Consider the following 24559-nt stretch of genomic DNA (forward strand, 5'->3'; position numbering starts at 1 on the left):
GGACTGGCACCTACGGCAGGACGCACCCGGATAGAATCTTGCCGCGGGGGTGACGGTGTGGACGAGTGGGCCGTGTCATCTGATGTGACGCGTCGTGATGATGCCAGTTCCGGTAACGAGGTGCCCGATCCCACGGTGACGCGCCGTGACGGCGGAGGTCCTGCGGCGCTGCTGCGGCTGCCGTCGGCGCTGGCCGAACGCTTCGTGGTGGTCGGGGAGTTACCGCACCAGGGGCGTGAGGCGGACGTGCTGCTGGTCCGCGACGCGGCGGGCGGCGAGTTCGTCGCGAAGGTGTACCGCAGTGGTGTCCGGGTGATGCCCGAGGTCTGGGAGCGCCTGCGGGGGCTCGACACCAGCCGTGTGGTCCGGGTGGTCGAGACGGGCTTCTCCGACGGGCGTGACTTCGAGGTCGCGGAGTACATCCCCGGCGGGTCGCTGGAGGACCTGGTCGGGGTCGGGGCCGTGGTGTCGCCGGCCGTCCTCGCCAGGGTCGTCGCCCAGCTGACGGAGGCGGTGGCGCAGCTGCACGGCGCGGGGATCGTGCACGGCGACCTGAAGCCGTCGAACGTCCTCCTGCGCCGCCGGGAGCCGCTGGAGCTGGCCTTGGCGGACTTCGGCGTCAGCAAGTCACTGGACACGACGTCCCGGTTCACCCAGCGCGTGTTCGGGACGCTGGCGTACTCGGCGCCGGAGTACCTGTTCAGCGCGGAGGTCTCCGGTTCGCAGGACTGGTGGGCGGTGGGCGTGATCGCCCAGCAGCTGGCCACCGGCCGGGTGCCGTTCGAGGGCCTGTCGGAGCAGGCCGTCCGGCACCATCTGGCGACCCGGCCGGTCGATCTGTCGGATGTGGCGGACGAGCGGGTCCGGCTGCTGTGCAGCGGGCTGCTGGTCAGGGATCCGGGCCGCCGGTGGGGTGCCTCCGAGGTCCGCAGGTGGCTCGACGGCGACACCCCGGAGGTGGCGGAGGAGTTACCCGGCTCGGGCACCGAGCCTGGCGGCGCCACCGGCCGCAGCCCCCTCCAGTTCAACGGGGTGAAGTACACCGAGCGGGCCGCGCTGGCCCGAGCGCTGGCGGCCGACTGGGAGACCGCCGCCCGCCGCTTCTTCGTGGCCATGGGGGAACGGGACGACCCCAGCCAGGGCTGGCGCCAACTGCGCAACTGGCTGGCTCAGTTCGACGATCTGGAGCACGACGACGTCGAGGAGCTCGTCGACCTGATCGACGTCCACCTCCCCGGCGCCGACGCACCGGACACGAAGGTGCTGAGGCTGCTGCACTGGCTCGATCCGACGATGCCGCCCGTCTACCGAGGCAAGCGGATGCTCCCCGAGGACCTGCTCACGCTCGCCGAACAGGCCTCGGCCGCCGAGGACGACGACGGGCGCCGGGCCGCGCGGGGGCTCGTCGACGAGCTGTACACCCGCGACCTGCTGGCCACCCTCGCGACCTTCGGCGCAGGCGCCCACCAGCTCGCCGGTGTGGACCAGCGCTGGCGCGACCTGAACGCCCGGTGGGACGGGCTGCAGGACTCGCCCGCACTGCCGCCCAGGATCCGGCGGGAGCTCCTGGGCTCCGAGATCCGGGTCGAGGCACTCGCCATCGCGGTGGCCCCGGAGTGGGCCCAGGCGCTACGGAAGCGGATCGAGACCTCCGCCGAGTCCGTCCAGGGCGGGACGGGCTGGTTCGACGCGCTGCTGGCCGACGGCGGAGACCCGGTCCGTCACCTGGCAGCCACCCGCACCCTCCCGGCCGCCGTCGCCGAGGCCCGCCGCCTGGAGGAGGTGCGCCGAGCCAACGAAGCCACGGCGGCGGTCCAGCAGCGCGAGTGGGAGGACTCCGAGGAGCAGCGGCAGTCGGGTACCAGCGAGGCGGTGCTGCGCGCCCTCGGCGGAGTGGCCCTGCTCTTCGCGCTGCCGGTCGGGGTGCCGCTGCTCGTGGCCGCCGTGTTCGGCGCCGACGACTTCCTGCAGCGGTTCGTCCCCGCCGTGACGGTCGCCTGCGGGGTGCCGCTCGCCTGCGAGCTGGTGCTGGCGGCCAAGCTCGGACAGGTCTACCACCCGCGCTGGTCGCTGCAGGCCCGCCTCGGCGACGTCGGCCGTCGCCTGTCCGGCGGAGGGAGAGCGCTGGCGACGCAGCTGCGGCCCATGCGGAGGAGGACGATCGCCTTCGGCGGGGGCTGCCTCCTGCACGTGGTGATCGGGATCGTGACCTGGCTGATCGTCACGGTCCAGGCCTGGACGCCGATCCCGCTCGTGGTCGCGGTGGGGTACGGCTTCTGGTCGTTCACCCGGTACCGGGGTTGGCGCACGGAGCACCAGGCACAGCAGACACAGGTTCTGGGGGAGCGATGAGCGGGCCCAAATGCACGACGTACCAGCGTGACCAGTCCCTCACCGCCGCGCTGTTGCGCGCGGCGGCGGAGGACGCGGCGGTGCGCGAGGCCACCCGACGCGGTGAGGAGGCCGCCCGCGAGGCGGCGCTGCGGGCTGCGGCGGCCCGGGACGCGGCCGTACGCGCGGTGAAGACCCGCAACGCGTGGATCACGGCTCTCGCCGAGGCCGGCGAGGGCCTGAAGAAGCAGTACGGCACCGCCGTCACCGTGCGGCCGCTCGAACCACTCCCCCTCGGTACCCAGTCCACCTCCGAGCTGGAGACCTGGTGCGCCGAGGCCGACCACGCGCTGGCCGCCGCCGAACGGGAGCTGGGGGAGCAGACCGCTCGCGCCGCCGCGACGGCCGTGTTCGCCGACGTGGCCGGGCCCGCCGCCGAGCGGCGGCTGATCGATGCCGCCGAGCTGTTCGCGGAGCCCACGGGTGTCGAGGAGATCGAACAGACCGTGACCCGGGTGCTGTCCCGCCTCCTCCCGGACTGCGACGAGGGTGACCGGGCGGCCGCTCAGCTGGCCGCCGCGCGGGTGGCCGGGGCGGCCGGTCCCGACGAGGCGCGCAGCTGGCTGACCGAGACGCGACTCCGCGTCCAACGGGCCAATGCGGGCGCGGAGGCCAAGCGGCGTGACGCCGGCGAGGCGGTCGGGCTCCTCCACGACCTGGTGAACGCCCGGGGGGCGGACGCGGACCCGGTGCGGGCGCTGCTCGCGGAGGTCGTGGCCGGCCGCCGCACCCTCGACGAAGCGCTGCGCCGACGGGTGTCCGGCTGCCAGGCCGCCGTAGAGGCGGAGGCCGAGCAGCGGTACGTGGTCAACACCGTGACGGACGCCCTGACCGACCTCGGGTACGAGGTCGGTCAGGGCTTCGAGACGCTCACCGTCAGCAACGGCGCCCTCCGCCTGTCGCGGAGCGAGTGGCCGGAGCACGCCGTCAACCTGGTCGTCGACCAGCAGAGCGGTCAGCTGCGCACCGCCGTGGTGCGCACGGCCGCCGGGGGCGGTGACGACGGCTCGCGCCTCGACGTCGAACGCGAGGAACAGTGGTGCGAGGACTTCCACGAACTGCGCGGCCGCCTCGCCCAGGCGGGGTTGAGCACGGAGATCCAGGTCGCGGCGCCACCCGGGCAGGTCCCGGTGCCCCTGGTCGTCGCCCAGGTCTCCCCCAGCACGCAGGCCCGGCCCGGCCACCGGGAGCGTGAGCGGTGACCCACCCGACGAGCCACCCGGCGGGGCCGCCGTTCGTCCGGGAGTTCGAGGCGACGCTGCCCGTCCACTCCCAGTTCGTGCTGTGGGGGAACCGCCACGACAGCTTCCTGGTCCGGGAGCACGGCAGCGGCCGCCCCCGGCTGCTCGCCCTGCTGGACGTGCTCTGGGAGACGCTCCGGACGAGCGGCTACGCCTGCCTGCTCGTGCACGACCCCGTGGACGGCCTCCGGGTGCACCTGCCGGCCGGGGCCACGGCCGAGGAGTGCGAGCAGGCCGAAGAGGCCGCGTCCCGGCTGCTGCCACGGCGCCCACGGCCGGGCACCGTCCCCTCGCTGGAGACCCTGCGGACGCTGCTGGCCGAACTGGCCCGCCCCGCGCAGCCGATCAGGGCGGCGCTCGCGATCGAGGACGCCTCCCGGATCGCCCGCAGCGCGACCGAGCTGGAGCCGAACGAGCGGGACTTCTTCAGGTTCTGCGCCAGGCTCTCCCGGACGGCCGTCCCGGTGGGTGCGCAGAGCGGCCGGACGACCCCGCTCTACAACCCGGTGATCTGGCTGGCGGACCGCGAGGGCGATCTACCGGCCTGGCTCACCTCGGGCAACGACCAGATCCGGTCCATCGGGCTGCCCGGCCCGGATCTGGGCGACCGGCAGGCCACCGCGCGCCTGCTGATGAGGCTCTTCGGCGTCACGGACCTCGACGCGGACCCGCAGGCGGCCGAGGCGTGCGACGCGTTCGCGGCCCAGACGGACGGGCTCACCCTCCAGGCGATGATCGAGGTCACCCGGCTGGCCCGGGACCGCGGCCTGACGATGACGGAGCTCCCGGACGCGATCCGCATCTACAAGCTCGGCGTCATGGACAACCCCTGGAAGCGGGAGTACCTCCGCAAGCGGATCACGGACGGCCAGCACTCGATCCCGCAGCGCGTCGTCGGACAGCCGCAGGCCGTCACCAAGACCCTCGACATCCTGAAGCGGGCCGCTCTCGGGCTGTCCGGTGCCCAGCAGTCCAAGGGCTCGGCCCGGCCGCGCGGCGTACTGTTCTTCGCCGGCCCCACCGGCGTCGGCAAGACCGAACTGGCCAAGGCCGTCTCGTCGTTGATCTTCGCGGACGAGTCCGCCTACCTGCGCTTCGACATGAGCGAGTTCTCCTCGGAGCACGCCGGGGACCGGCTGATCGGGGCGCCGCCGGGGTACGTCGGCTTCGAGGCGGGCGGCGAACTCACCAACGCGGTACGGCAACAGCCCTTCCGGGTGATCCTCTTCGACGAGATCGAGAAGGCCCACCCGAGGATCCTGGACAAGTTCCTCCAGGTCCTGGAGGACGGCCGGCTGACGGACGGGCGCGGCTCGACGGTGCACTTCTCCGAATCCGTCCTCGTCTTCACCTCCAACCTCGGCACGAACGTGGAGAACGGCAGCGGGCGGCTGGTGCCCCGGATCGACCCCGCCATGCCGTACGAGGAGATCGAGGAGCGCATGAAGGCGGCGATCAGCGACCACTTCACCCGGGTCCTCGGCCGGCCGGAGCTGCTCAACCGCTTCGGGGACAACATCGTGGTGTTCAACTTCATCGACCGTGCGGCGGCCGTCCGTATCTTCGGCCTCCAGCTCGACAACATCATCTCCAGCGTCCACGAGGAGCAGGGCATCACCCTGGAGGTGGACCCGGAGGTCCAGGAGGCACTGCGCAAGTGCTGCACCGACAACCCGCACACGGGCGGCCGGGGCATCGGCATGGCCCTGGAGTCGCAGTTCGTCAATCCGCTCGCCCGCGCCCTGTTCGACCGCGACCCGGCCGCAGGTCCGCACGTCCGGGTGACCGGCCTGCGGCGCGAGGGCGACATCGTCTCCGTGGAGCTGGCATGACGGCCTCCCCCGGCTCGCCCGGCTCCCCCGCCGCCCCTCGCGCCGTCGAGCTGATGCTGAACAAGGCGCACTACCCGGTGACCTCGCTGGGCCCCGGCACCCGGGCGGGCATCTGGACGCAGGGCTGCACCATCGGCTGCACCGGGTGCGTCTCGCTGGACACCTGGGCGGCCGACCCCGGCACGTCCGTGGACGTCACGGCGCTCCAGGCCTGGCTCTCCGGCCTGCCCGATCCGCTGGACGGGATCACCGTCTCGGGCGGCGAGCCGTTCCAGCAGCCGGAGGCGCTCGCCGCACTCCTGGAGTGGGTCCACGCCTGGCGCCGCGACCGGGCCACACCCGTGGACGTGCTCGTCTACAGCGGGTACCCCCTCGCCCGGCTGAGGCAGCAGCACTCCGCTCTGCTCGGCCGGTGCGACGCGGTGCTCACCGGGCCGTACGTCGAGCGCCTCAACAGCCCCGGGCTGCGCTGGCGTGGTTCGAGCAACCAGCGGCTGACCGCACTGACCGGCCTCGGGCGCGAGCGGTACGAGGGCACCGCCCCCGTCGACTCCCCGCCGATGCAGGTCGAGGTGGCCGACGGCCGGATCTGGTTCATCGGCGTCCCCCGCCAGGGCGACATGGATCGCCTGAGCACCCGGCTCCGGTCGGCCGGCATCACCATGGAAGATGTGTCGTGGCGCAGCTGACCTGTTCGTCCTGCGGCCTGGTGGCGGAGGACGACGACCTCGTCTGCCGGGGCTGCTCCGGCAACCTCAGCCGTTCCGTCGGCGCCCGCTACCCGGTGGGCCAGGACGACCAGGCCGAGGAGGAGCAGCCGCGGGTCTGCCCGCACTGCGGCGCCCCCGTGCCGGTGCCGACCAACCAGGTGTGCGTGGTCTGCCAGCGGATGCTGGGCGAGGTGCGCCCGTCCCGTACCGCCGACGCCGGCGAGCGGGGCGTGGACGTGTACTCGACCCGCCGCGACGCCCCCACCGCCGTGCTGCGGATCCGGTTCGGTGCGGTCGAGCGCACCGTGACGCCGGGCAGCACGCTGCTGCTCGGCCGCGCCCCGGCCGCCCACACGACGCACGGCCTGCTGGAGCGCTACGACAACGTCTCCCGGCAGCACGCGACCGTCGGCCTGGAGCCGGACGGCACCGCGTGGGTGCGGGACGAGCACTCCACCAACGGCACCTTCGTGAACGGCAGCCCGGCGAGCCCGGGTGCCCGGACGCCCCTGCGGGACGGTGACGTGCTGCGGCTGGCCGCCGACTGCACGCTCGGGATCGCCGTCGACCGGCCGGGCGAGGGGGGCGGGCGATGACCGGGCCCCGGACGGCGGTCGAGGTGACCGTCACCGCGATGACCCACCGCGGCGCCGTCCGCACCGGCAACGAGGACGCGTTCGTCATCGGGACGCTGACCGCGGCCAACGTGGACACCGTCGACCCGGTCGTGGTGCGCCTGCTGGTCGAGGAGCCCGCCGTGGTCGCGGCCGCCGACGGCCTCGGCGGCCACAACGCCGGCGAGATCGCCGCAGCCCTCACCGTCCGCAGGCTGGCCGAGCGCGCCCGGAGCACCGAAGTCGGCGAGCTGCTCCGGGAGATCAACGCGGAGCTGTACGAGCTGGCCACTGCGGACCGGGCTTGCGCCGGTGCGGGGACCACCGCCGTGGGGCTGTGGCTGACCCCGCACCGGGTGCGCTGGTTCAACGTGGGCGACTCCCGGCTCTACCGCGAGCACGGCGGCTACCTCGGGCAGGTGTCGGTGGACGACTCGCCCGCCGACGTCACCAACCTCGTCCTCCAGACCCTCGGCGGCGCCCCGAGCTTCGAGCCCGTCCACCCGCACACCGGCACCGAGCCCTACGTGCCGGGCAGCCGGTGGCTGATCTGCACCGACGGGCTGTCGGATCTGGTGGGCGTGGCCGAGATGGAGCTGATCCTCGCCGAGAACTCCGACGACGACGTCCGGGCGGTGAAGGCGCTCTGGGTCGCCGCGATGAACGCCGGCGGCCGGGACAACATCACCACCCTGCTGGTGCGCTGCTGAACCCGGCCGACCGGCGCTGCTCCCGGGGCGGGATCAGTCGCACTCTCCGGTGCTGGTGGCCGTGATCGCCTTGGCCGTGTACGGGCACTGGAAGCCGATCCAGCGCAGCTGCTCCCACAGCTGCGGCCAGGGCTTCACCGGCCCACGGCACACCATGAACTTCTGGCCGTTGTCAGACACCGGCAGGTCGTTCTTGTACTCGCCGCGCTCCTCGCAGGACTGGAAGAGCGCGCCGAACTGCTTCGGGTCGACGCCGATGGTGATCACGGTCGTCTTGTCCTCGCCGGGCACGCCGAAGTCGGCGTACGAGTTGTGGCCGCTGTAGGCGGCCGGCAGCCCGTCCTGGGGCCCCCACTTGTCGAGCGCGCCGGCCTGGCCGTAGTGGTTGCCGTAGATGACGGTGTGCGCCTGCTCCTCCGCCGGCAGCGAGTGGTAGACGGCGCCCACCTGACGGGTCAGCTCGGGCCAACCCGCCTGGTCGAACTGGACGATGGCCAGGTCCTTGAGGACGGGGGTGTTCGCGTACGTGTTGATCGGGAGCGTCGGCAGCAGCAGGACGGCGCAGCTCACCGCGTTGAGCGCGGTCAGCCCGCCGAGCACCCCGAGCCGCCTGCCGTTGCGCGCCCACCGGTCGACGACCACGGCCCCGGCGGCGAGCAGCACGTACTGCAGCGCCGTCGTGTAGGCGCCCTGGCCGCCGATGACCAGCAGCACGACCACCATCAGCGGGTACGACCAGCCGACGAACCGGTAGGCGCGCCACTCGGGGCGGCGCAGCAGCGCGACCAGCCCGGCGATCCACACCGGGTTCAGGAAGAAGCCGATGAGCAGGAGCTGCATCGGGATGAAGGTGCTGCGGGACAGCGTCGCCAGGGCCTTGGACAGCGCGGAGCTCATCTCCAGCTGCGGCATGCCGTGCGTCAGCTGCCAGATCAGCACCGGCGAGGCGATGACCGCGGCCACGCCGACGGCGGCCGGGAAGCGCCACGTCCGGAAGACCGAGCGCGGCCCGAACACCAGCAGACCGGCCCCGAGGCAGAGGAGCAGCAGCACCAGCAGGTACTTGGCGGTCAGGCCGACGCCGACCACGACGCCGATCGCCCACCAGAGGCGGGTGTCGCCGGTGCGGACCATTCGGATCAGCAGCCAGGACGCCATGATCCAGGACAGCTCGTCCCAGTTGTTCGTGCCCATGATGTGGCCGGTGTACATGACCAGGCCCGAGGCGAACGCCATGGACGCCGCGAGGATCTGCGCCCGGCGGCCGCCGCCCAGCTCCCGGGAGATCAGCGGGGCGAGCAGCACGGCGACGGCGGCCATCAGCGCCGGCGCGACGCGGAAGCCGAAGACGTTGTCCCCGAACACCGCCATCTCGACCTTGGCGACGAGCGCGACGAGCGGCGGCTGGTCGACGTAGCCCCAGGCGAGATGACGGCTCGCCACCCGGGTGTAGAGCTCGTCCACGTGGTAGCCGTGCCGGGTGGCCAGCACCAGCAGGAACAGCGTCATCGCGGCGGCGATCAGGGACACCGGCCGCCATGGCACCGGGGTCAACCCCTCCGGCGGCGTGGACGCCTCTTGTTCCGAGGAAACGGTCGCTGTCGCGAAAGCCATAAGGGACTCCCTGCCGTCGTGGCTCGTCTTCCGTGCCCGGTGCCGGACACGACTCAGCGCTCCAATATCGACGCGCGCACCTCAGTCCTCAACGAACTTGAGCCGTGCCGACATTGCGCAGGCCGTGGGGCTGGCCTCGGTTTTTCATCCACGGGTCAACTTCGTGGCGGGAACCACCCCGTCGCGGAAGCATCGTGGGCGGTCGTCGAGGGCGCGCCCACCGACAACGGAGGAAGAAGATGCTGAGACTGCAGTTGCGCGACGAGGACATCGTCGCGATCGAGAAGATCACCGCGGAGGTCGCCGGACGCTTCTCGTCCATCGAGGACCCGGCCCTGCACCAGGCCGCCCAGGTCTTCGCGCACGAGTTGCCCCGCGAACTACGGACCGCACTGGTCGACTTCAAGCTGACCGAGCCGTCGGGCGTGCTGGTCGTGTCCGGCCTGCCCGTCGAGGACGCGGCGCTCGGCCCGACCCCGCCGGACTGGCGCGACAAGGCCGCGCCCGACGCGACGCTGCGCCTCGACATCCCGTTCCTGCTGATCAGCTGCCTGCTCGGCGAGCCGATCGGCTGGGCCACCCAGCAGGACGGGCGGATCATGCACGACATCTTCCCGATCCGTGCCCACGAGTACGGCCAGATCGGCTGGGGCAGCGCCGAGACGCTCTCCTGGCACACCGAGGACGCCTTCCACCCCCTGCGCACCGACTACCTGGGTCTCATGTGCCTGCGCAACCCCGACGAGGTCGAGACGACCTTCGCCGACATCGCCGACGTCCACCTCGACGACGCGACGCGCGCGGCCCTGGCGGAGGAGCGTTTCAGGATCCTGCCGGACGACTCGCACCGCCCGCAGAACCAGGTCGCGGGCGGCCTGGAGGACCCGGAGGTGGCCGAGCTGAGGAGGCTCAGTGCCGAGCGGGTGGAGCGCGCTCTGGACTCCCCCGAACCGGTCGCGGTTCTCTTCGGCTCGCCGAAGGATCCATACGTACGGGTGGATCCCTATTACATGCAGGGTGTACAGGGGGAATACGAGCAGCAGGCCCTCGACGAGATCGGGAAGGCCCTGGACGGCGCGATGGGCGGAGTGGCTCTGACGCCCGGCGATATCGTATTCATCGACAATTACCGGGTAGTTCACGGCCGTAAGCCCTTCCAGGCGCGTTTTGACGGGACGGACCGCTGGCTCCGCCGCCTGAACATCGCCCGTGACCTGCGGAAGTCCCGCCACACGCGGCTGTCGGCGGAGTCGCGGGTGATCTACTGAAGATCGTTTCCGCCCGCCCCGCCCACCCTACCCACCAGTTCGCTTCACTAAGGGAACAAGGGCATCCGGTATGTCGGGGGCAACCCGACAAGTACGAGCCCGATCTTGCCATTTCCGCCGATACGCCCTTAGTCTTCTGCTCGTGCAGGAAGCGGTTCGGGTGTGACACGGGGGTGGCTAGTGTTACGCATTCGCGTAACCAGCGAGGACATTCAACGGTTAAGAATGGTCCATACCTTGGGGCCAATGGCCGAAGCGGTCTTCGCACTCCACCGCTTCGGCCGCGACCGGGCTCGCGGCGGTGTCAGCTGGCACAAGATGGTCCGCGAGCGGCTCGGCGACGATCTGCCCGCCGTGGACAAGGTGGTGTCCGAGTACCGGGTGCTCCCCGATCTTCTGTGGCTGCTGGAGCGGGGCGGGGCCGAGTCCGAGTCGGTGCCGCCCGCCGTACGGGCCCGTGCTCGCAGCCTCGCCCAACTGGTCGTCATGTTCTGCTGCGCGGGCATCCTGCCCTACTGGTCGCGGATGCAGGCCCGTCTGGAGATCGAGCGTGACGTGCGCGGCCGGATGGCCATCACGAACGGCATCGAGTTCCTGCTCGCGGGCCTGCACCCCAAGGTGACCTGGGAGCAGTCGGAGCTGCGCATCGCGTCCAACGTCGACCTCGACATCAGACTCGACGGGCGCGGCCTGATCCTGAGCCCCTCGCTCTTCCTCCCCGCCAAGACCTGCGTGCTCGTACGCTCCGAGCGGCAGTCCGGCGTGCCCGCACTCGTCTTCTCCGTGCCGCTGGATCTCAACGACCTGGAATCGGCCCCGGAGGACTCGGAGGTCGAGGGCGACCGGGCGCTGGCCGCCCTCGTCGGAGCCACCCGGGCGGCCGCCCTGCGCGCACTGTCCGAGAGCGGCACCACCGGCGATCTGTCCGACCGGCTCGGCATCTCCCTCTCCGGCGCCAGCAAGCAGGCCACCGTACTGCGCGAGGCGGGTCTGATCACGACCCTGCGCAACCGTACGACCGCCATGCACACCCTCACGCCGCTGGGCCTGGCGCTCCTGCAGCGGGAGCTGCCCAGCGAGCTCACCAGCTTCCTGGGCGGCCCGACCAACCCGCAGGCGGGTGAGCTGTGGGGCAGCCCGGGGCTTCGCAGCTCTAGGGCATGACCCGTGTCTCGACCACGCGGCCGTCGGCGAGCAGCACCACCGCGTCGGCCCGTTCCAGCGAGGCCAGGCCCTGGGCCGAGGCCACGACGCACAGCCCCTGCCCGTCCACCAGGTCGCGCAGCAAGTCCAGGACCGCCGCCGCGGTGTCGGGCGGAAGCCCGCCGGTGAGGTCGTCGGCGAGCAGCACGTCGGGGCCGTCGGCGACCGCGACCGCAACCGCCGCCAGGCGTTGCCGGCTCTCCGTCAGGTCGGCCACGGGAGTGTCCCGCTCCTCCCAGAGGCCGAGCCGGTGCAGTGCCTCACGCAGCAGCTCCGCCGCCCCGGCCGGCAGCCGGCCGAGCACCGAGGCGAGCGTGCCGACCGCCGCCAGCTGCTCCGCCGCCGGCCGAAGGCCGACGTGCGCGAGCCGGAGGCCCTCGGCGAGACGGACCTCGCCCACCGTCACCTCGTCCAGACCCGCGGCGCACCGCAGGATGCTGGTCCGGTCCTCGGCGGCCGGCCCGGCCAACGCTGTCCAAGTGCCGCTCTCGCACGCGAAAGTGACGTTCTCGATCACATGTCCGGACTCGATGCCCCCGGCTCCGATCGTGCCGACGTGCAACAACTGCAGAGCCGGACACTGGTCAGTCATGGTGATCTCTCTCAACGCTCGGGAGGTAGGTTGTGCCAACGGTCCGCCGTCCCCGTTCCGCTCCGGCGGAGGTGGGCTTTTATCATCCATCTCCGGTTTCTGCCACTCGGCCTGATCAGCATGTTATGGCCTCCGGCGTTGCTGCGCCCATACCCCCTGCCACAGGGAAAGAACTACAGCCTGCTGTAGTGCGCCTTGCGGCCCGGTGTGCTCCGGCCGTCCGGGCCTGGGCGTCGCTGGTGCGGGCCTCGGCCTACCTGCTCGGACAGTTCGGCACCGCGACCATGAGCCTGCCGTCGTTCCTGCTGCTCAGTCACCCGAGCATCCGTCAGGCCTGGGCCGAGTGGCACCGGCAGCGAGCCGGTCGGCTGCTGGGCCGCCCGGTCCACGCGCAGAGCATCGCCCTCCCCCGTCATCTGTCCTGGCTCGCCCTGCACGTCACGGTCGGTCTCGCCGGTGGGATCACTGCGTTCCTCTGCGTCGGCAACGCGTTGCTGCTCCTGGTGACGCTGCCGCTGTGGTGGGCGGTTCCGGCCCGGGACAGCCCCGAGACGGTGCTGGACATCCCGGTGGCCGGCTGGCACGGAGCGGTCACCGGCCCGTCGGTGGGGAGCATCCTGCTCGCCGTCGGCTGTCTGGCACTGCCCGCGCTCGCCACGACCTACGCCCGCCTGACGCTCGCCGTGCTCGCCTGCTCGCGCGCCCAGCAGCTCGCCGACCGGGTGGCCACGCTCACCCGCACCCGCAGTGACGCGCTGGAGGCGCACGGCGCCGAGCTCCGGCGGATCGAGCGCGACCTGCACGACGGCACCCAGGCCCGGCTGGTGGCCGTGGCCATCCGGCTCGCGGTGGCCCGGCGGTGCCTCGACCACGACCTGGCCACCGTCGACCGGATGCTGGCCGAGGCGACCGACGTCAACGAGGAGGCGATGGTCGAGCTGCGCGAGGTGCTCCGCGGCATCTACCCGCCGATCCTCGCCGACCGGGGCCTGCGCGAGGCCCTGCGCACCGTCGCCGCCCGGGGCGGCGTGCCGGTCTCGCTCGACATCGGCGAGCTGCACCGGATCCCGGCCGCCATCGAGGTGGTCGCCTACTTCGTGGTCACCGAGGCGCTGACGAACGTCGCCAAACACAGCCGGGCCACCGAGGTGGAGCTGAGAGTGCGGCGCGTCGCGGACGTGCTGACGGTCGTCGTCACCGACAACGGCGTGGGCGGCGCCCGGGAGAACGGCGGCAGCGGGCTGGCCGGTCTCCGTGGCCGCGCGCAGGCGCTCGACGGCAGCGTCACGATCGTCAGCCCGGCGGGCGGCCCCACCACGATCACCGTGGAGCTGCCGTGCGGGTAGTCATCGCCGAGGACAACGTCCTGCTCGCGACCGGCCTGGAGCTGCTGCTGACCAGCTCCGGGTACGAGGTGGCCGAGGTCGCCGGCGACGCCGAGGGGTTCCTGGCCGCCGTGGACCGGCACCGCCCGGCCGTCACCATCGTCGACGTGCGGCTGCCGCCCCGGTTCCGCGACGAGGGCATCCGGGCCGCGATCGAGGCCCGGCGGGTCCACCCCGGCCTGCCGGTCCTCGTCCTGTCCCAGTACGTGGAGCAGACGTACGCCTCCGAGCTGCTCTCCAGCTCCGGCGGCGGCGTCGGCTACCTGCTCAAGGACCGCATCAGCCGGGTCGACGAGTTCCTGGCCGCCCTCGACCGGGTCGCCACCGGCGGCACGGCGCTCGACCCGGACGTGGTGACGCAGCTGCTCGCCCGGCGGACGCAGCCGCTGTGCACGCTCACCCGGCGGGAGCGGGAGGTCCTGGCACTGATGGCGGAGGGACACGACAACGCCACACTGGCCAGGAAGCTCTCGATCACCGACAACGCCGTGCACAAGCACATCGGGAACATCTTCGCGAAGTTCGAGCTCACCGAGACCGACGCCGGCCACCGGCGGGTCCGCGCCGTACTGACCTACCTGGAAGCGTCCTGACGGCCTCCGCCGGGCGCTACCCCTGCCGGACACAGAGCCGCCCGGTGATCTGCACCCGGTCGACGCCGCCGGTCGCCGGGTCGCGCAGGAACCGCCCGAGGTAGGGCATCGCCGCGCGCGGGCCGCCGTCCGAAGGCGTACGGAAGGAGAGGTCCTCGGCGACCAGCAGCCGGACGGGCTCCGCCCCGGCGACCGACAGCAGGAGTCCGTCGCCGTCGGCCTCGACCCGGCACTCCCAGCCGCCGTTCACGTAGTGCCCCGCGCACTGCGGCGGCGCCGGTGCCGCCGCAGTGTCGCTCATGTCCCGGGGGTGGTCGCCGATCACCAGGCCGGTCTCGCCCAGCCGCCCGACCAGCGACTCCCACAGGCGCGCGCCGGTGCTGCCGTTGGCGGTCAGCGCCACCACCGTCCCGGTCGACGGGTCCGCGCGCAGGTGGCTCCAGGCGCCGTCGCCGGTGCCGTCGTGGCCGAACCAGGCCCCGTACCGCGACCAGCCGGCGCCCCAGCCGGCCGCCAGCCCGAAGGCGTCCACGGCGAACCCCGCCGTGGCGTCCTCGCGCATCGACCGCGCCATCCCGGCGTCGAGCAGGGCCGCCCCCGGGCCGAGGCCCAGGTGCGCGGCCCCGAACACGGCGAGGTCGCGGGCACTGACCCGCAAGCCCGCGGCCGGGTCCTCCAGCGGCGGTACGGACTGCTCCTGGATCGGCCAGGGCCGGACGTCCGGGCGGACGAGATGGCCCAGCGCGGTCGGCGCCGCGGCGTCGTGCCCCAGCGGGCGCAGCAGCATCGCGTCCACGGCCTCCGCCCAACCCAGCCCGGTGATCTCCTCGACCAGGCGGCCCGCGATCAGGTAGCCCGGGTTGGAGTAGGAGAAGACCGTGCCCGGCTCGTGCACGGCCAGCTCGGCGGCGTGGCGGGCGAGCCAGCGGGCGCGGGTGGTGCCGGGCGGCAGCTCGGCGGTGTTGGCCGCCAGGCCGGCGGTGTGGCTGAGCGCCTGCCGGAGCGTGAACTCCGGGCCGGCGCGCAGCTCGCCCAGCTGCTCCGACAGGGGCTCGTCCAGGCCGACTTCGCCGTCGGCGACCAGCAGGGCCGCGAGCGTGGCGGTGAACGGCTTGGTGAGCGACCCGAGCGGGAAGGCCGTCGCGGCCGTCACCGGCCGGCCCGATCCGGCCGCCTCCTCACCGGTCTCCGTGGTGAGGAGGCGGCCGTCGCGCCAGATCGCCAGCTGGGCGCCGGGCACGCCGTGCCGGAGCGCGAGTTCCGTGAGCAGCTCGTTCACCGGGCGTCCTCCGCACCGAGGGCCGGGTCGCACAGGCGGGCGATCGACCGCAGCGCCGCCACGAGTTCGGCGCCGACCCGCTCGATCGTCCCGGGCTCGTGCAGGTCGACCGAGTAGTAGAGGTCGAAGCCGAGCCGGCCGCCCTCGACCGCGCCGACCACCTCCAGCGCCTGCACCACCCGCTCGCGGTCGTCCTGCTCCTCGCCGATCGGGTCGTGGAAGGCGTGGAACAGCGAACGGTCGGCGATCTGGGTGATCTCCTCGGTCTGGCTGTGGTAGTTGAACATCACCGCCGGGGGCGCGTGCTCCGCGAGCGGCGTGCCGGCCCCGGCGAGGTGGCGCAGCGCGCCGTAGCCGAGCCCGTTGCCGGGGACGGCGCGCAGGCTGCGGCGCACCGACCGCACCACGGCGGGCCAGTCGGCCTCGGCGTCCGTCCGTCCGGGCACCTCCAGCGCGACGGGGTAGGAGCTGGTGAACCAGCCGACGGTGCGGGACAGGTCGACGTCGTCGAAGATCTCCTCGCGTCCGTGGCCCTCCATCTCGATCACCAGCCGGTCGTCGCCGGACCAGCGGCACATCGTCCAGCCCAGCGCGGCGAGCAGCACGTCGCTGACCCGGGCCCGGAACCGGCCGGGCGCGACGTGCAGCAGCGCCGCGGTCTCGTCCCGCTCCAGCCGGACCGGCATGATCCGCCGGGAGGACACCACGTTCGGGCCGGGGCCGTCGGTGGGCAGCGGCGTCGGCTCGGGCACCGCCTCCCAGTGCGCGGTCTGGTCGGCGAAGCCGCCGTCGGCCGTGTGCGCCGCGAGCCGGGTGGCCCACTGCCGGAAGGAGGAGGTCTTGGCGCCGAGGTCGACCGCCTCGCCGTCGAGAGCCTGCCGGTACGCGAGGTCCAGGTCGTGGTTGATGACCCGCCAGGACACCGCGTCGATCACCAGGTGGTGCACCGTCAGGTGCAGGTGCGCCCGCCGGTCCGGCCCGAGGTCGAACAGGACGGCCCGCAGCAGCGGGCCGGCCGCCAGGTCGAAGCCCCGGTCGGCGGCCGCGGCGAGCCGGTGCATCACCGGGGGCAGCTCCTCGTCGGGCAGCCCCGAGAGGTCGTGGCGCTCGATCAGCTCGCCGGTCTCGGCGGCGGCGTTGTGCTGCGACCAGCCGCCCTGCTCGTCGCGGGTGAACCGCATCCGCAGCGCGTCGTGGTGCCCGACGACCGCCGCGAGCGCGGCGCGCAGCGCCGCCTCGTCGGCGCCGGCCGCGAGTTCGACGTGGATCGACTGGGCGAAGTGCTGCGGGGCCGTCGTGTTGCGCGCGAAGAAGTCGTGCTGGATGGGAGTGAGCGGCAGCTCACCGGTCTCGGCCTCCTGGGTGGCGGCGATCCGGCGGTCCTGGCCGGCCGCGGCGACGAGCTGCTCGACGGTGGAGTGCCGGAACAGGTCGCTGGAGGAGACCTGCAGCCCCGCCCGGCGGCTCTTGAAGACGACCTGGATGCTGAGGATCGAGTCGCCGCCGAGGTCGAAGAAGTCGTCGGTCACCCCGACCCGCTCCACGCCGAGCACCTCCGCCCAGATCGCGGCCATCGTGCGCTCGTCCTCGGTGCGGGGCTCCACCCGGGCGCGGCCGACGGCCGAGGCCGTGGGCTCCGGCAGGGCGCGGCGGTCGACCTTGCCGTGCGCGGTGAGCGGTATCCCGTCCAGCCGGACGAACGCGGCCGGGACCATGTACTCGGGCAGCCGGGCGGCCAGGTACGAGGTCAGCTCGGCCGGGTCCTGCTCGGAGACGACGTACCCGACCAGGCGTCGGCGGCCCGGCTGGTCCTCGCGGACGACGACGGCCGCCCCCGCCACGTCCGGGTGCCGGGCGAGCGCCTGCTCGATCTCCCCGAGCTCGATGCGGTAGCCGCGCAGCTTCACCTGGTCGTCGCTGCGGCCGACGAACTCGAGCGTGCCGTCCGGGCGCCAGCGCATCAGGTCGCCGGAGCGGTACATCCGGGCGCCGGGCGCGCCGAACAGGTCCGGGAGGAAGCGCTCGGCGGTCAGCGCGGGCCGGTCCCGGTAGCCACGGCACACGCCGTCCCCGGCGAGGTACGCCTCCCCGGTCACGCCCACCGGCACCACCTGGAGGTCCTGGTCGAGCAGGTAGACCCGGGCGTCAGCGGTGGGCCGGCCGATCGAGACGGTCCGTCCGGGCGGCCCGCCGCGCTCGACCGGGAAGCAGGTCGAGGTCACCGAGCACTCGGTCGGCCCGTACTCGTTGATGATCTCCAGGTCGGGCAGCCGGTCGAGCACGCGTGCGCAGTGCGCTGCGGACAGCGCCTCGCCGCCGACCACGACCCTGCGCAGCCCCGCGAGGATGCCCGGGTCGGTGTCGGCGACGGCGTGGAAGAAGCCCGCCGCGAACGAGATGGCCTCCACCTCGTGCTCGGCCAGGAACTTCTCGAGTTCGTCGACCGAGTGGAAGTCGCCGGGCGCCACAGCCAGGCACGCGCCGCTCAGCAGCGCCTGCCACAGCTCGTTCTGCGCGGCGTCGAACGAGATCGACATGTGCTGGACGAGCCGGGTCGCATCGCCGAAGGTGTGCTCACCCTTGGCGCGCACGAGGCGGACGAGGCCACGGTGGGTGACCATGCTCGCCTTGGGCGCGCCGGTCGAGCCGGAGGTGTAGACGAGCACGGCGACGTTGTCCGGCGTGGTGCGCGAGAGCGGTGGCCCGGCGATCGGCCCCGGCCGCAGGTCGTCGACCAGCAGGGTCTCGGCGCCGGTCGGCGGCAGACCGGGCGCGAGCGCGGCGCTGGTCAGCATCACCGGCACGGCCGAGTCGCCGATCAGGAAGGCCAGGCGCTCCGCCGGGTACCCGGGGTCGATCGGCACGTAGGCGCCGCCCGCCTTGAGGACGGCGATCATGGCGGTGATCATCTCGGCGCCGCCCGGCAGGCAGATCCCCACCGGCACCTCCGGGCCGACACCCCGCCCGGCCAGCTCGTGGGCCAGCCGGTCGGCGCGGGCGTCCAGCTCGGCGTACGTGAGCCGGGTGTCGCCGGCCACGATCGCGGGCCGGTCCGGGTGCTCGCGCGCGACCTCCGCGAAGAGCTCGTGCAGGCACCGCTCGGGGTAGCCGGACGGGGTGCCGTTGAACTCCACGACCAGCCGGTCGAGCTCGGCGCCACGGACCAGCGGCAGGTCCCGCAGGGTGGTGCCGGGCGGCGCCACCATCGCGTCCAGGAGGCCGAGCAGATGGTCGGCGAAGCGAGCCGCAGTGGCGTCGTCGAAGAGACGCGGGTCGTAGCCGAGCCGCATGTGAAGCCCGTCCACCAGGTGCGCCACGCAGGTGAGCGGGAAGTTCGACGTCTCCAGGCCCGCCAGCGACCGCACCCCCAGCCCGTGGCGCTCGGCGGCGTGCTCGTCGTACGGGAAGTTCTCGAAGACCACGCAGCTGTCGAAGAGGTCGGTGCCCGCCGGGACGGCGGCCCAGTGCCGCACCTGGGCGAGCGAGACGTACTCGTACTGGCGGCCGTCGACCTGCTGCTCCTGGATCTCGCGAAGCCAGGCGCGCAGGTCGCTGCCGGGCGAGACGGTCAGCCGGGCGGGCAGGGTGTTGATGAACAGGCCGACCATGTCGTCCGAGCCCGGCAGGTCGGCGGGCCGGCCGCCGACCGTGGTGCCGAAGCAGACCTGCCGGTCGCCGCTGTAACGGGACAGCAGCAGCGCCCAGGCGCCCTGGATCAGGGTGTTGACGGTGACTCTGGCCTCCCGGGCGAAGCCCTCCAGCCGAGCGGTCTCCGCCGCCGTGAGCACGAGGTCGAGGTGGCCGGTGTCGCGGGACTGGTGCGAGCGCATCGGCACCCGGTCGAAGGACAGCGCGGTGGGGCCGGAGAACCCGGCCAGCAGGCCGGTCCAGTACTCCTGCGCGGCGGCGGTGTCCTGCTCGCCGAGCCAGCGCACGTACTCGCGGAACGGCCGGCGCGGGCGCGGCGCGGCGGTCTGGCGCCCGCTGAGCGCGGCGTGCTCCGCGAAGACCTCGCCGAGCACGTCGGCGAAGCTCCAGCCGTCGAGCAGCAGGTGGTGCGAGGAGCAGCGCAGGTGGACGGTGGACGCGCCGAGCCGGGCCAGGTGCAGCCGCAGCAGCGGTGGCCGGGCGAGGTCGAGCGGTTCGCCCGGGGTCTCGGCCAGCAGGCGGATGCGCTCCTGCTGCTGAGCCTCGGTCAGCTCCGACCAGTCCTCGACGACGACCGGCACGGTCGCGTCCCGGTGGACCACCTGGAGGGGTCGGCCGCTCTCGGCCTCGGCGATCGCGGTGCGCAGCACGGGCGTGCGGTCGACGACCCGCTGCCACGCCTCGGCCAGCAGGGCGGGGTCGGTGACGCCGTCGAGGACGAGCCCGAGGTGGGTGAAGTAGATGTCGTCCTCGTGCGCGTCGAGCGAGTGGAAGAGCAGGCCGCTCTGCATCGGCGTGAGCGGGTAGACGTCCTCGACCGTGCGGCCGTCCCCGGCGATCCGGTCGACACCGGCCTGGTCGAGCCCGGCGAGCGGGAAGTCGGACGGGGTGCAGCCGCCGGCCTGGGCGCAGTGCGCCACGATCTCGGCGAGCGCGCCGGTGAACCGGGCCGCGAGGGCCGCGATCGTCGCCTCGTCGTGCAGCGCGGCCGAGTACTCCCAGGAGAACTCGAGTCGGCCCTCGCGGACCATCCCGGTGACTTCCAGGAGGTTCGGGCGGGCCAGGTCGGCGCTGCGGTCGGGGGCCGGGCTCGGCTGCCAGCCGCGCAGCAGGCCGTCGCCGGTGGCCACGTCGAAGTGGCCGTGGTAGTTGAAGCCGATCCGGCAGCGGCCGCCGCCCAGCCCGGCGCCGTCGGTCAGGTAGCGCAGGGCGCCGTAGCCGATGCCGGCCTCGGGGACGGCGCGCAGGGTCTCCTTGACGGCCTTGAGCCGGGTGCCCCAGTCTTCGCCCGGCACGGGCAGCACGACCGGGAAGAGCGTGGTGAACCAGCCCGCCGTGCGGGACAGGTCGATGTCGTCGAAGAGGTTCTCCCGGCCGTGGCCCTCCAGCTCGACCGCGACGGCGTCGCCGCCGGTCCAGTCGGCCAGCGCCGCCGCGAGCGCGGTCAGCAGCACGTCGTTGACCTGGGTGCGGTACGCCGCCGGGACGTCCCGCAGCAGTGCGCGGGTCAGCTCGGCGTCGAGACCGGCCTCGACGGTGCGGGCGTCCACGAGCGTGTCCGGCGCCGTGCGGTCGACCGGCAGCGGCGGGCAGGCGGCGGAGGCGGCCTCGACGGCCTGCCAGTAAGGCCGCTCGCCGTCGAAGCGACCGGCTCCGGCCGCCTCGGTCAGCCGCTGCGACCACTCCCGGAAGCCGGTGGACTTCTCCGGCAGGCCGACTCGCAGGCCCTGCGCCGCCTGCCCGTAGGCGAGCTCCAGGTCGGAGAGCAGCACCCGCCAGGTGACCCCGTCGACGACGAGGTGGTGCACCGTGAGGAACAGCCGGTCGGGCTCGGGCGCGCCGGTGAGGAGCACCGCGCCGAGCAGCGGCCCGGCGTCGAGTCGGAAGCCGGTCTGGGCGGCCGTGACCGCCTCGCGGACGGCCTGCTCGCGGGCGGCCGGGTCGAGGCCGGCCAGGTCGACCCGGCGCAGCGGCTCGCCCGTCTCGGCGGTCGCACAGTGCTGGCGCCAGGCGCCGTCGGTGCGGACGGCGCGCAGCCGCAGCGCGTCGTGGTGGTCGAGCAGCGCCGTCACCGCCGTGCGCAGGGCGGCCGGGTCGGTGCCGGGCGCGAGCTCGACGAACATCGACTGGTTGAAGTGCCGGGCGCCCTCCGGGTACTGCTCGAAGTACCAGCGCTGCACCGGGGTGAGCGGCACCTCGCCGACCGCGCTGGTGGCCGGCTGCGGCGCCGCCTGCTCCTCCGTCCGGACGACGGCGGCCAGGTCGGCGACGGTCTGGTGCAGGAAGATCTGCTTGGCGGTCAGCCGCAGGCCGGCCCGCCGGGCCTTCGACACCACCTGAAGGCCGACGATCGAGTCGCCGCCGAGCTCGAAGAAGTTGTCGGTGACGCCGACCGTGCCGGGCTGGAGGCCCAGCACCTCGGCCCAGATCGCCGCGAGCTCGGCCTCGGTGCCGTTGCGCGGCGGTACGTGGTCCCGGGTGGCGTGGTCGGTGGCCGCCGGGAGCGCCTTGCGGTCGAGCGTGCCGCTCGGGGTCATCGGCAGCCCGTCGAGGACAACGAGCGCGGAGGGGATGGCCGGGTCGGGCACGATCCCGGCGAGGAAGGCGCGCAGCTCGGTGAGGGTGGGCGCGGCGCCGTCCGCGACCAGGTAGCCGACCAGCCGGTCGCGGCCCGCCTGGTCGGGCCGCACCGCGGCGGCGGCCGCCGTGATGCCGGGGTGGCGCAGCAGGGCGGCCTCGACCTCGCCGAGCTCCACCCGGAAGCCGCGGATCTTGACCTGGTCGTCCGCGCGGCCCAGGTACTCCAGGTTCCCGTCGGGCCGCAGGCGGCCGATGTCGCCGGTGCGGTAGAGCCGCCCGTCGCTGAACGGGTCGTCGATGAAGCGCTGGGCGGTGAGCTCGGGCCGGTTCCAGTAGCCCTGCGCGACGCCGCCGCCGCCGATGCAGATCTCGCCGGGCACGCCGACCGGGACGGGGCGCAGCCGGTGGTCGAGCACGTACGTGCGGGTGTTGCTCAGCGGCCGCCCGATCGGCACCACCGCCGTGCCGACCGGCTCGCCGGCCCGCAGCTGGTACGTCGTGGAGTCCACGGTGGTCTCGGTGGCGCCGTAGTTGTTGGTGACGACGGCCTCGGGCGGGAGCACCTCCAGGGTGGCGGCCGCGTCGTCGGCCAGCCACGCCTCCGAGCCGACGGCGAGGACGCGCAGCGAGTCCGCCCGGCTGCCCGTCCAGGACAGCTCCTGGGCGACGGCCTTGGCCAGCGACGGGGTGGTCACCAGCAGTTGGGGCCGGGTCTCGGTGATCAGCGCGGCGAGCGCGGGCGGGTCGGCGATCACCTCGGCCGGGCAGATCACCATCTCGCCGCCGTACATCGCGGACATCAGGAAGTCGCCGAGGAAGAGGTCGACGGCGAGGCTGGACACCGACAGGGAGCGGCCGGCCAGCCCGGTCAGGCCGTAGCGGTCGTCCCAGGCGTGCATCATGTGGGTCGCGTTGCGGTGGCTGACCATCACGCCCTTGGGGCGGCCGGTCGAGCCGGAGGTGTAGACGACGTACGCGAGGTCGTCCGGCCCGGCGGCCGTGACGGGCGGCGTGGCGGGGTGGCGGGCGATCGCGTCCTGGTCGGTGTCGAGCCGGATCGTGACCCAGTCACCCTCGCCCACCGCCGCCGAGTCGGTTATCAGCACCGGGGCGGCGGCGTCGCCGAGCAGCATCGCCAGCCGCTGTTCGGGGTGCTCGGGGTCCAGCGGCACGAACGCGCCACCGGCCTTGAGCACGGCCAGCAGCGCGACCATCGCGTCCACGCCCCGGTCGAGGCAGACGCCGGTCAGCACGCCCGGCCGGACACCGGCCGCGACCAGGTGGTGCGCGAGCCGGTTGGAGCGCTCGGCCAGCTCGGCGAAGGTGAGCCGCCGGCTGCTGTCGCTCACCGCGACGGAGTCGGGTGTCCGGGCCGCCTGCTCGTCGAAGATCCGGTGCAGGGTCCGCGCGTCCGGCGCGGCGACGGGCGGGGACTGCCAGTCGGCGGTGAGCGTGCGCAGCTCGTCGGCCGGGAGCATGGACAGCCCGGCGAGCGGCGCCTCGGGCCGGTCGGTCACCGCGCGCAGCAGGGTGACGAGGTGGCCGCCGAGCCGCTCGACGGTCGCCCGGTCGAACAGGTCGGTGCTGTACTCGAGGTAGCAGACGAGCGAGGAGGCGTCCTCGTAGAAGTCGAAGGTGAGGTCCAGCTTCGCGACGTCGACCGGCGGCTGGATCTCGGTGACGTCCAGCCCGTGGAAAGCCGGCAGCGTGTCGGCCATGTTCTGCAGGTTGACCATCACCTGCACCAGCGGCGGCCGGGAGGCGTCCCGGTCGAGCCGCAGGGTGTCGACGAGGCGCTGGAAGGGCACGTCGTCGTGGGCGAAGGCGTCGAGCAGGCCGGTGCGCACCCGGCCGAGCAGCTCGGTGAAGGACAGCGACTCCTCCACCTGGGAGCGCAGCACCACGGTGTTGATGAAGAAGCCGATCAGGTTCTCCAGCTCGGGCCTCGGGCGGCCGAGGGTGACGGTGCCGACCGCCACGTCGGGTTCGCCGCAGTACCGGGCCAGCAGCACCTTCGTGGCGGTGACCAGGGCCATGAACAGCGTCGCGTCGCGCCCACGGCTCAGCTCCCGCAGCCGGCCCAGCACGTCGGCGGGGATCTCCAGCGGCAGGGTCGCGCCCGCGGGCGTCCGGACGGCCGGCCGGGGCCGGTCGGTGGGCAGGTCGGCCGTGCGCATCCCGGCGAGCCGGTCGCGCCAGTAGCCGAGGTGCTCGTCGAGGGTGGCGGCTTGCTCGCGCTCCCAGACGGCGAAGTCGGCGTACTGCAGGGGCAGCGGCGGCAGGTCGGCCGCGACGCCGCCGACGGCCGCGTCGTAGGCGGCGGCCAGCTCGCCGAGCAGCTGGCCGGTCGACCAGCCGTCGCAGACGATGTGGTGCATGGCCAGCACGAGCACGTGCTCGTGGGCGCCGACGCGCAGCAGGGTGGCCCGCAGCAGCGGGCCCCGGCGCAGGTCGAAGGGGGTGTTCAGCTCCGCCGCGAGGAAGCGCTCGACCGTGAGCGCGGCGTCGGGCCCCGACACGTCGACGGTCGGCAGCGGCCGGTCGGCGGGCTCGTGCACGACCTGGACACCCCGGCCGTCGACCGCGTCGAAGGTGGTGCGCAGCGTCTCGTGCCGGTGCACGACCTGGTCGAGTGCGGCGCCGAGCGCGGTGGTGTCGAGCTCGCCGCGCAGCCGCAGCGCGCGCAGCGCGTTGTACTCGGCGCTGTCCGGCTCCAGCTCGGCCAGGAACCAGAGCCGTTCCTGCGCCGAGGACATCGGCGGCAGGGCGCCGCGGGGGGCGGTGGGGATCGGCTGGTCCACGGGCGCGGACTCGCCGGCCAGGCGGCGCAGCAGCTCCGCCCGGAGGTGTGCCGGTACGGACGCGAACTTCTCGTCGGACTGGGTCATCTGCGTTCCTT

General features: G+C 73.4%; 14 protein-coding genes. 10 read left to right on the forward strand and 4 right to left on the reverse strand.

The genetic code is table 11. The features are described 5' to 3' along the window. Positions 1-120: 120 nt before the first annotated feature. The 6 genes from ACR68M_RS06850 to ACR68M_RS06875 are packed head-to-tail and all read left to right on the forward strand — an operon-like array spanning position 121 to position 7498. Positions 121-2352 (forward strand): protein kinase domain-containing protein, encoded by a 2232-nt coding sequence (locus ACR68M_RS06850; protein ID WP_441249532.1) that lies wholly within the window; start codon positions 121-123, stop codon positions 2350-2352. Then, positions 2349-3593, forward strand: a complete 1245-nt coding sequence (locus ACR68M_RS06855) for a hypothetical protein (protein WP_441249533.1) — start codon at positions 2349-2351, stop codon at positions 3591-3593. Before ACR68M_RS06850 ends, ACR68M_RS06855 begins: the two co-directional genes overlap by 4 nt. After that, positions 3590-5464, forward strand: coding sequence for an AAA family ATPase (locus ACR68M_RS06860; protein ID WP_441249534.1), 1875 nt, complete (start codon positions 3590-3592; stop codon positions 5462-5464). Before ACR68M_RS06855 ends, ACR68M_RS06860 begins: the two co-directional genes overlap by 4 nt. After that, positions 5461-6153, forward strand: a complete 693-nt coding sequence (locus tag ACR68M_RS06865; RefSeq protein WP_441249535.1) for a 4Fe-4S single cluster domain-containing protein — start codon at positions 5461-5463, stop codon at positions 6151-6153. Before ACR68M_RS06860 ends, ACR68M_RS06865 begins: the two co-directional genes overlap by 4 nt. Next, a complete protein-coding gene (locus ACR68M_RS06870) occupies positions 6141-6770 on the forward strand; it encodes an FHA domain-containing protein (protein WP_441249536.1) in 630 nt (209 codons plus the stop codon). The genes ACR68M_RS06865 and ACR68M_RS06870 overlap by 13 nt, the downstream gene beginning before the upstream one ends. Beyond that, positions 6767-7498, forward strand: a complete 732-nt coding sequence (locus tag ACR68M_RS06875) for a PP2C family protein-serine/threonine phosphatase (protein WP_441249537.1) — start codon at positions 6767-6769, stop codon at positions 7496-7498. The genes ACR68M_RS06870 and ACR68M_RS06875 overlap by 4 nt, the downstream gene beginning before the upstream one ends. 33 nt (positions 7499-7531) lie before the next feature. Here ACR68M_RS06875 and ACR68M_RS06880 read toward each other — a convergent pair whose 3' ends face one another. After that, positions 7532-9028: a glycosyltransferase family 39 protein gene (locus tag ACR68M_RS06880; protein ID WP_441249538.1), complete on the reverse strand. Its 1497-nt coding sequence runs from the start codon at positions 9026-9028 to the stop codon at positions 7532-7534. Between the two features lie 323 nt (positions 9029-9351). Between ACR68M_RS06880 and gntD the strand changes: the two genes are divergently transcribed. Beyond that, positions 9352-10380: a guanitoxin biosynthesis L-enduracididine beta-hydroxylase GntD gene (gene gntD, locus ACR68M_RS06885; protein WP_441249539.1), complete on the forward strand. Its 1029-nt coding sequence runs from the start codon at positions 9352-9354 to the stop codon at positions 10378-10380. Between the two features lie 246 nt (positions 10381-10626). Further along, entirely contained in the window at positions 10627-11544 is a 918-nt protein-coding gene (locus ACR68M_RS06890) for an ArsR/SmtB family transcription factor (RefSeq protein ID WP_441249540.1), read from the forward strand. Here ACR68M_RS06890 and ACR68M_RS06895 read toward each other — a convergent pair. After that, a complete protein-coding gene (locus ACR68M_RS06895; RefSeq protein ID WP_441249541.1) occupies positions 11534-12175 on the reverse strand; it encodes an ATP-binding cassette domain-containing protein in 642 nt (213 codons plus the stop codon). The two genes, ACR68M_RS06890 and ACR68M_RS06895, sit on opposite strands and share 11 nt — an antisense overlap. Positions 12176-12363: 188 nt before the next feature. Between ACR68M_RS06895 and ACR68M_RS06900 the strand changes: the two genes are divergently transcribed. Together ACR68M_RS06900 and ACR68M_RS06905 are read left to right on the forward strand one after the other, a co-directional pair. After that, positions 12364-13521: a sensor histidine kinase gene (locus ACR68M_RS06900; RefSeq protein ID WP_441249542.1), complete on the forward strand. Its 1158-nt coding sequence runs from the start codon at positions 12364-12366 to the stop codon at positions 13519-13521. Continuing rightward, positions 13512-14153, forward strand: coding sequence for a response regulator (locus tag ACR68M_RS06905; RefSeq protein ID WP_441249543.1), 642 nt, complete (start codon positions 13512-13514; stop codon positions 14151-14153). Before ACR68M_RS06900 ends, ACR68M_RS06905 begins: the two co-directional genes overlap by 10 nt. Positions 14154-14169: 16 nt before the next feature. Here the strand turns inward: ACR68M_RS06905 and ACR68M_RS06910 are convergent, their stop codons facing one another. Both ACR68M_RS06910 and ACR68M_RS06915 read right to left on the reverse strand, forming a co-directional pair. Continuing rightward, positions 14170-15432 carry a serine hydrolase domain-containing protein gene (locus ACR68M_RS06910; RefSeq protein WP_441249544.1) on the reverse strand — a complete coding sequence of 421 codons (1263 nt, stop codon included), beginning with the start codon at positions 15430-15432 and terminating at the stop codon, positions 14170-14172. Continuing rightward, positions 15429-24548 (reverse strand): amino acid adenylation domain-containing protein, encoded by a 9120-nt coding sequence (locus ACR68M_RS06915; protein ID WP_441249545.1) that lies wholly within the window; start codon positions 24546-24548, stop codon positions 15429-15431. The genes ACR68M_RS06910 and ACR68M_RS06915 overlap by 4 nt, the downstream gene beginning before the upstream one ends. Positions 24549-24559: the final 11 nt, after the last annotated feature.

Source organism: Kitasatospora sp. McL0602, from assembly GCF_052076145.1.
Lineage (GTDB): Bacteria > Actinomycetota > Actinomycetes > Streptomycetales > Streptomycetaceae > Kitasatospora.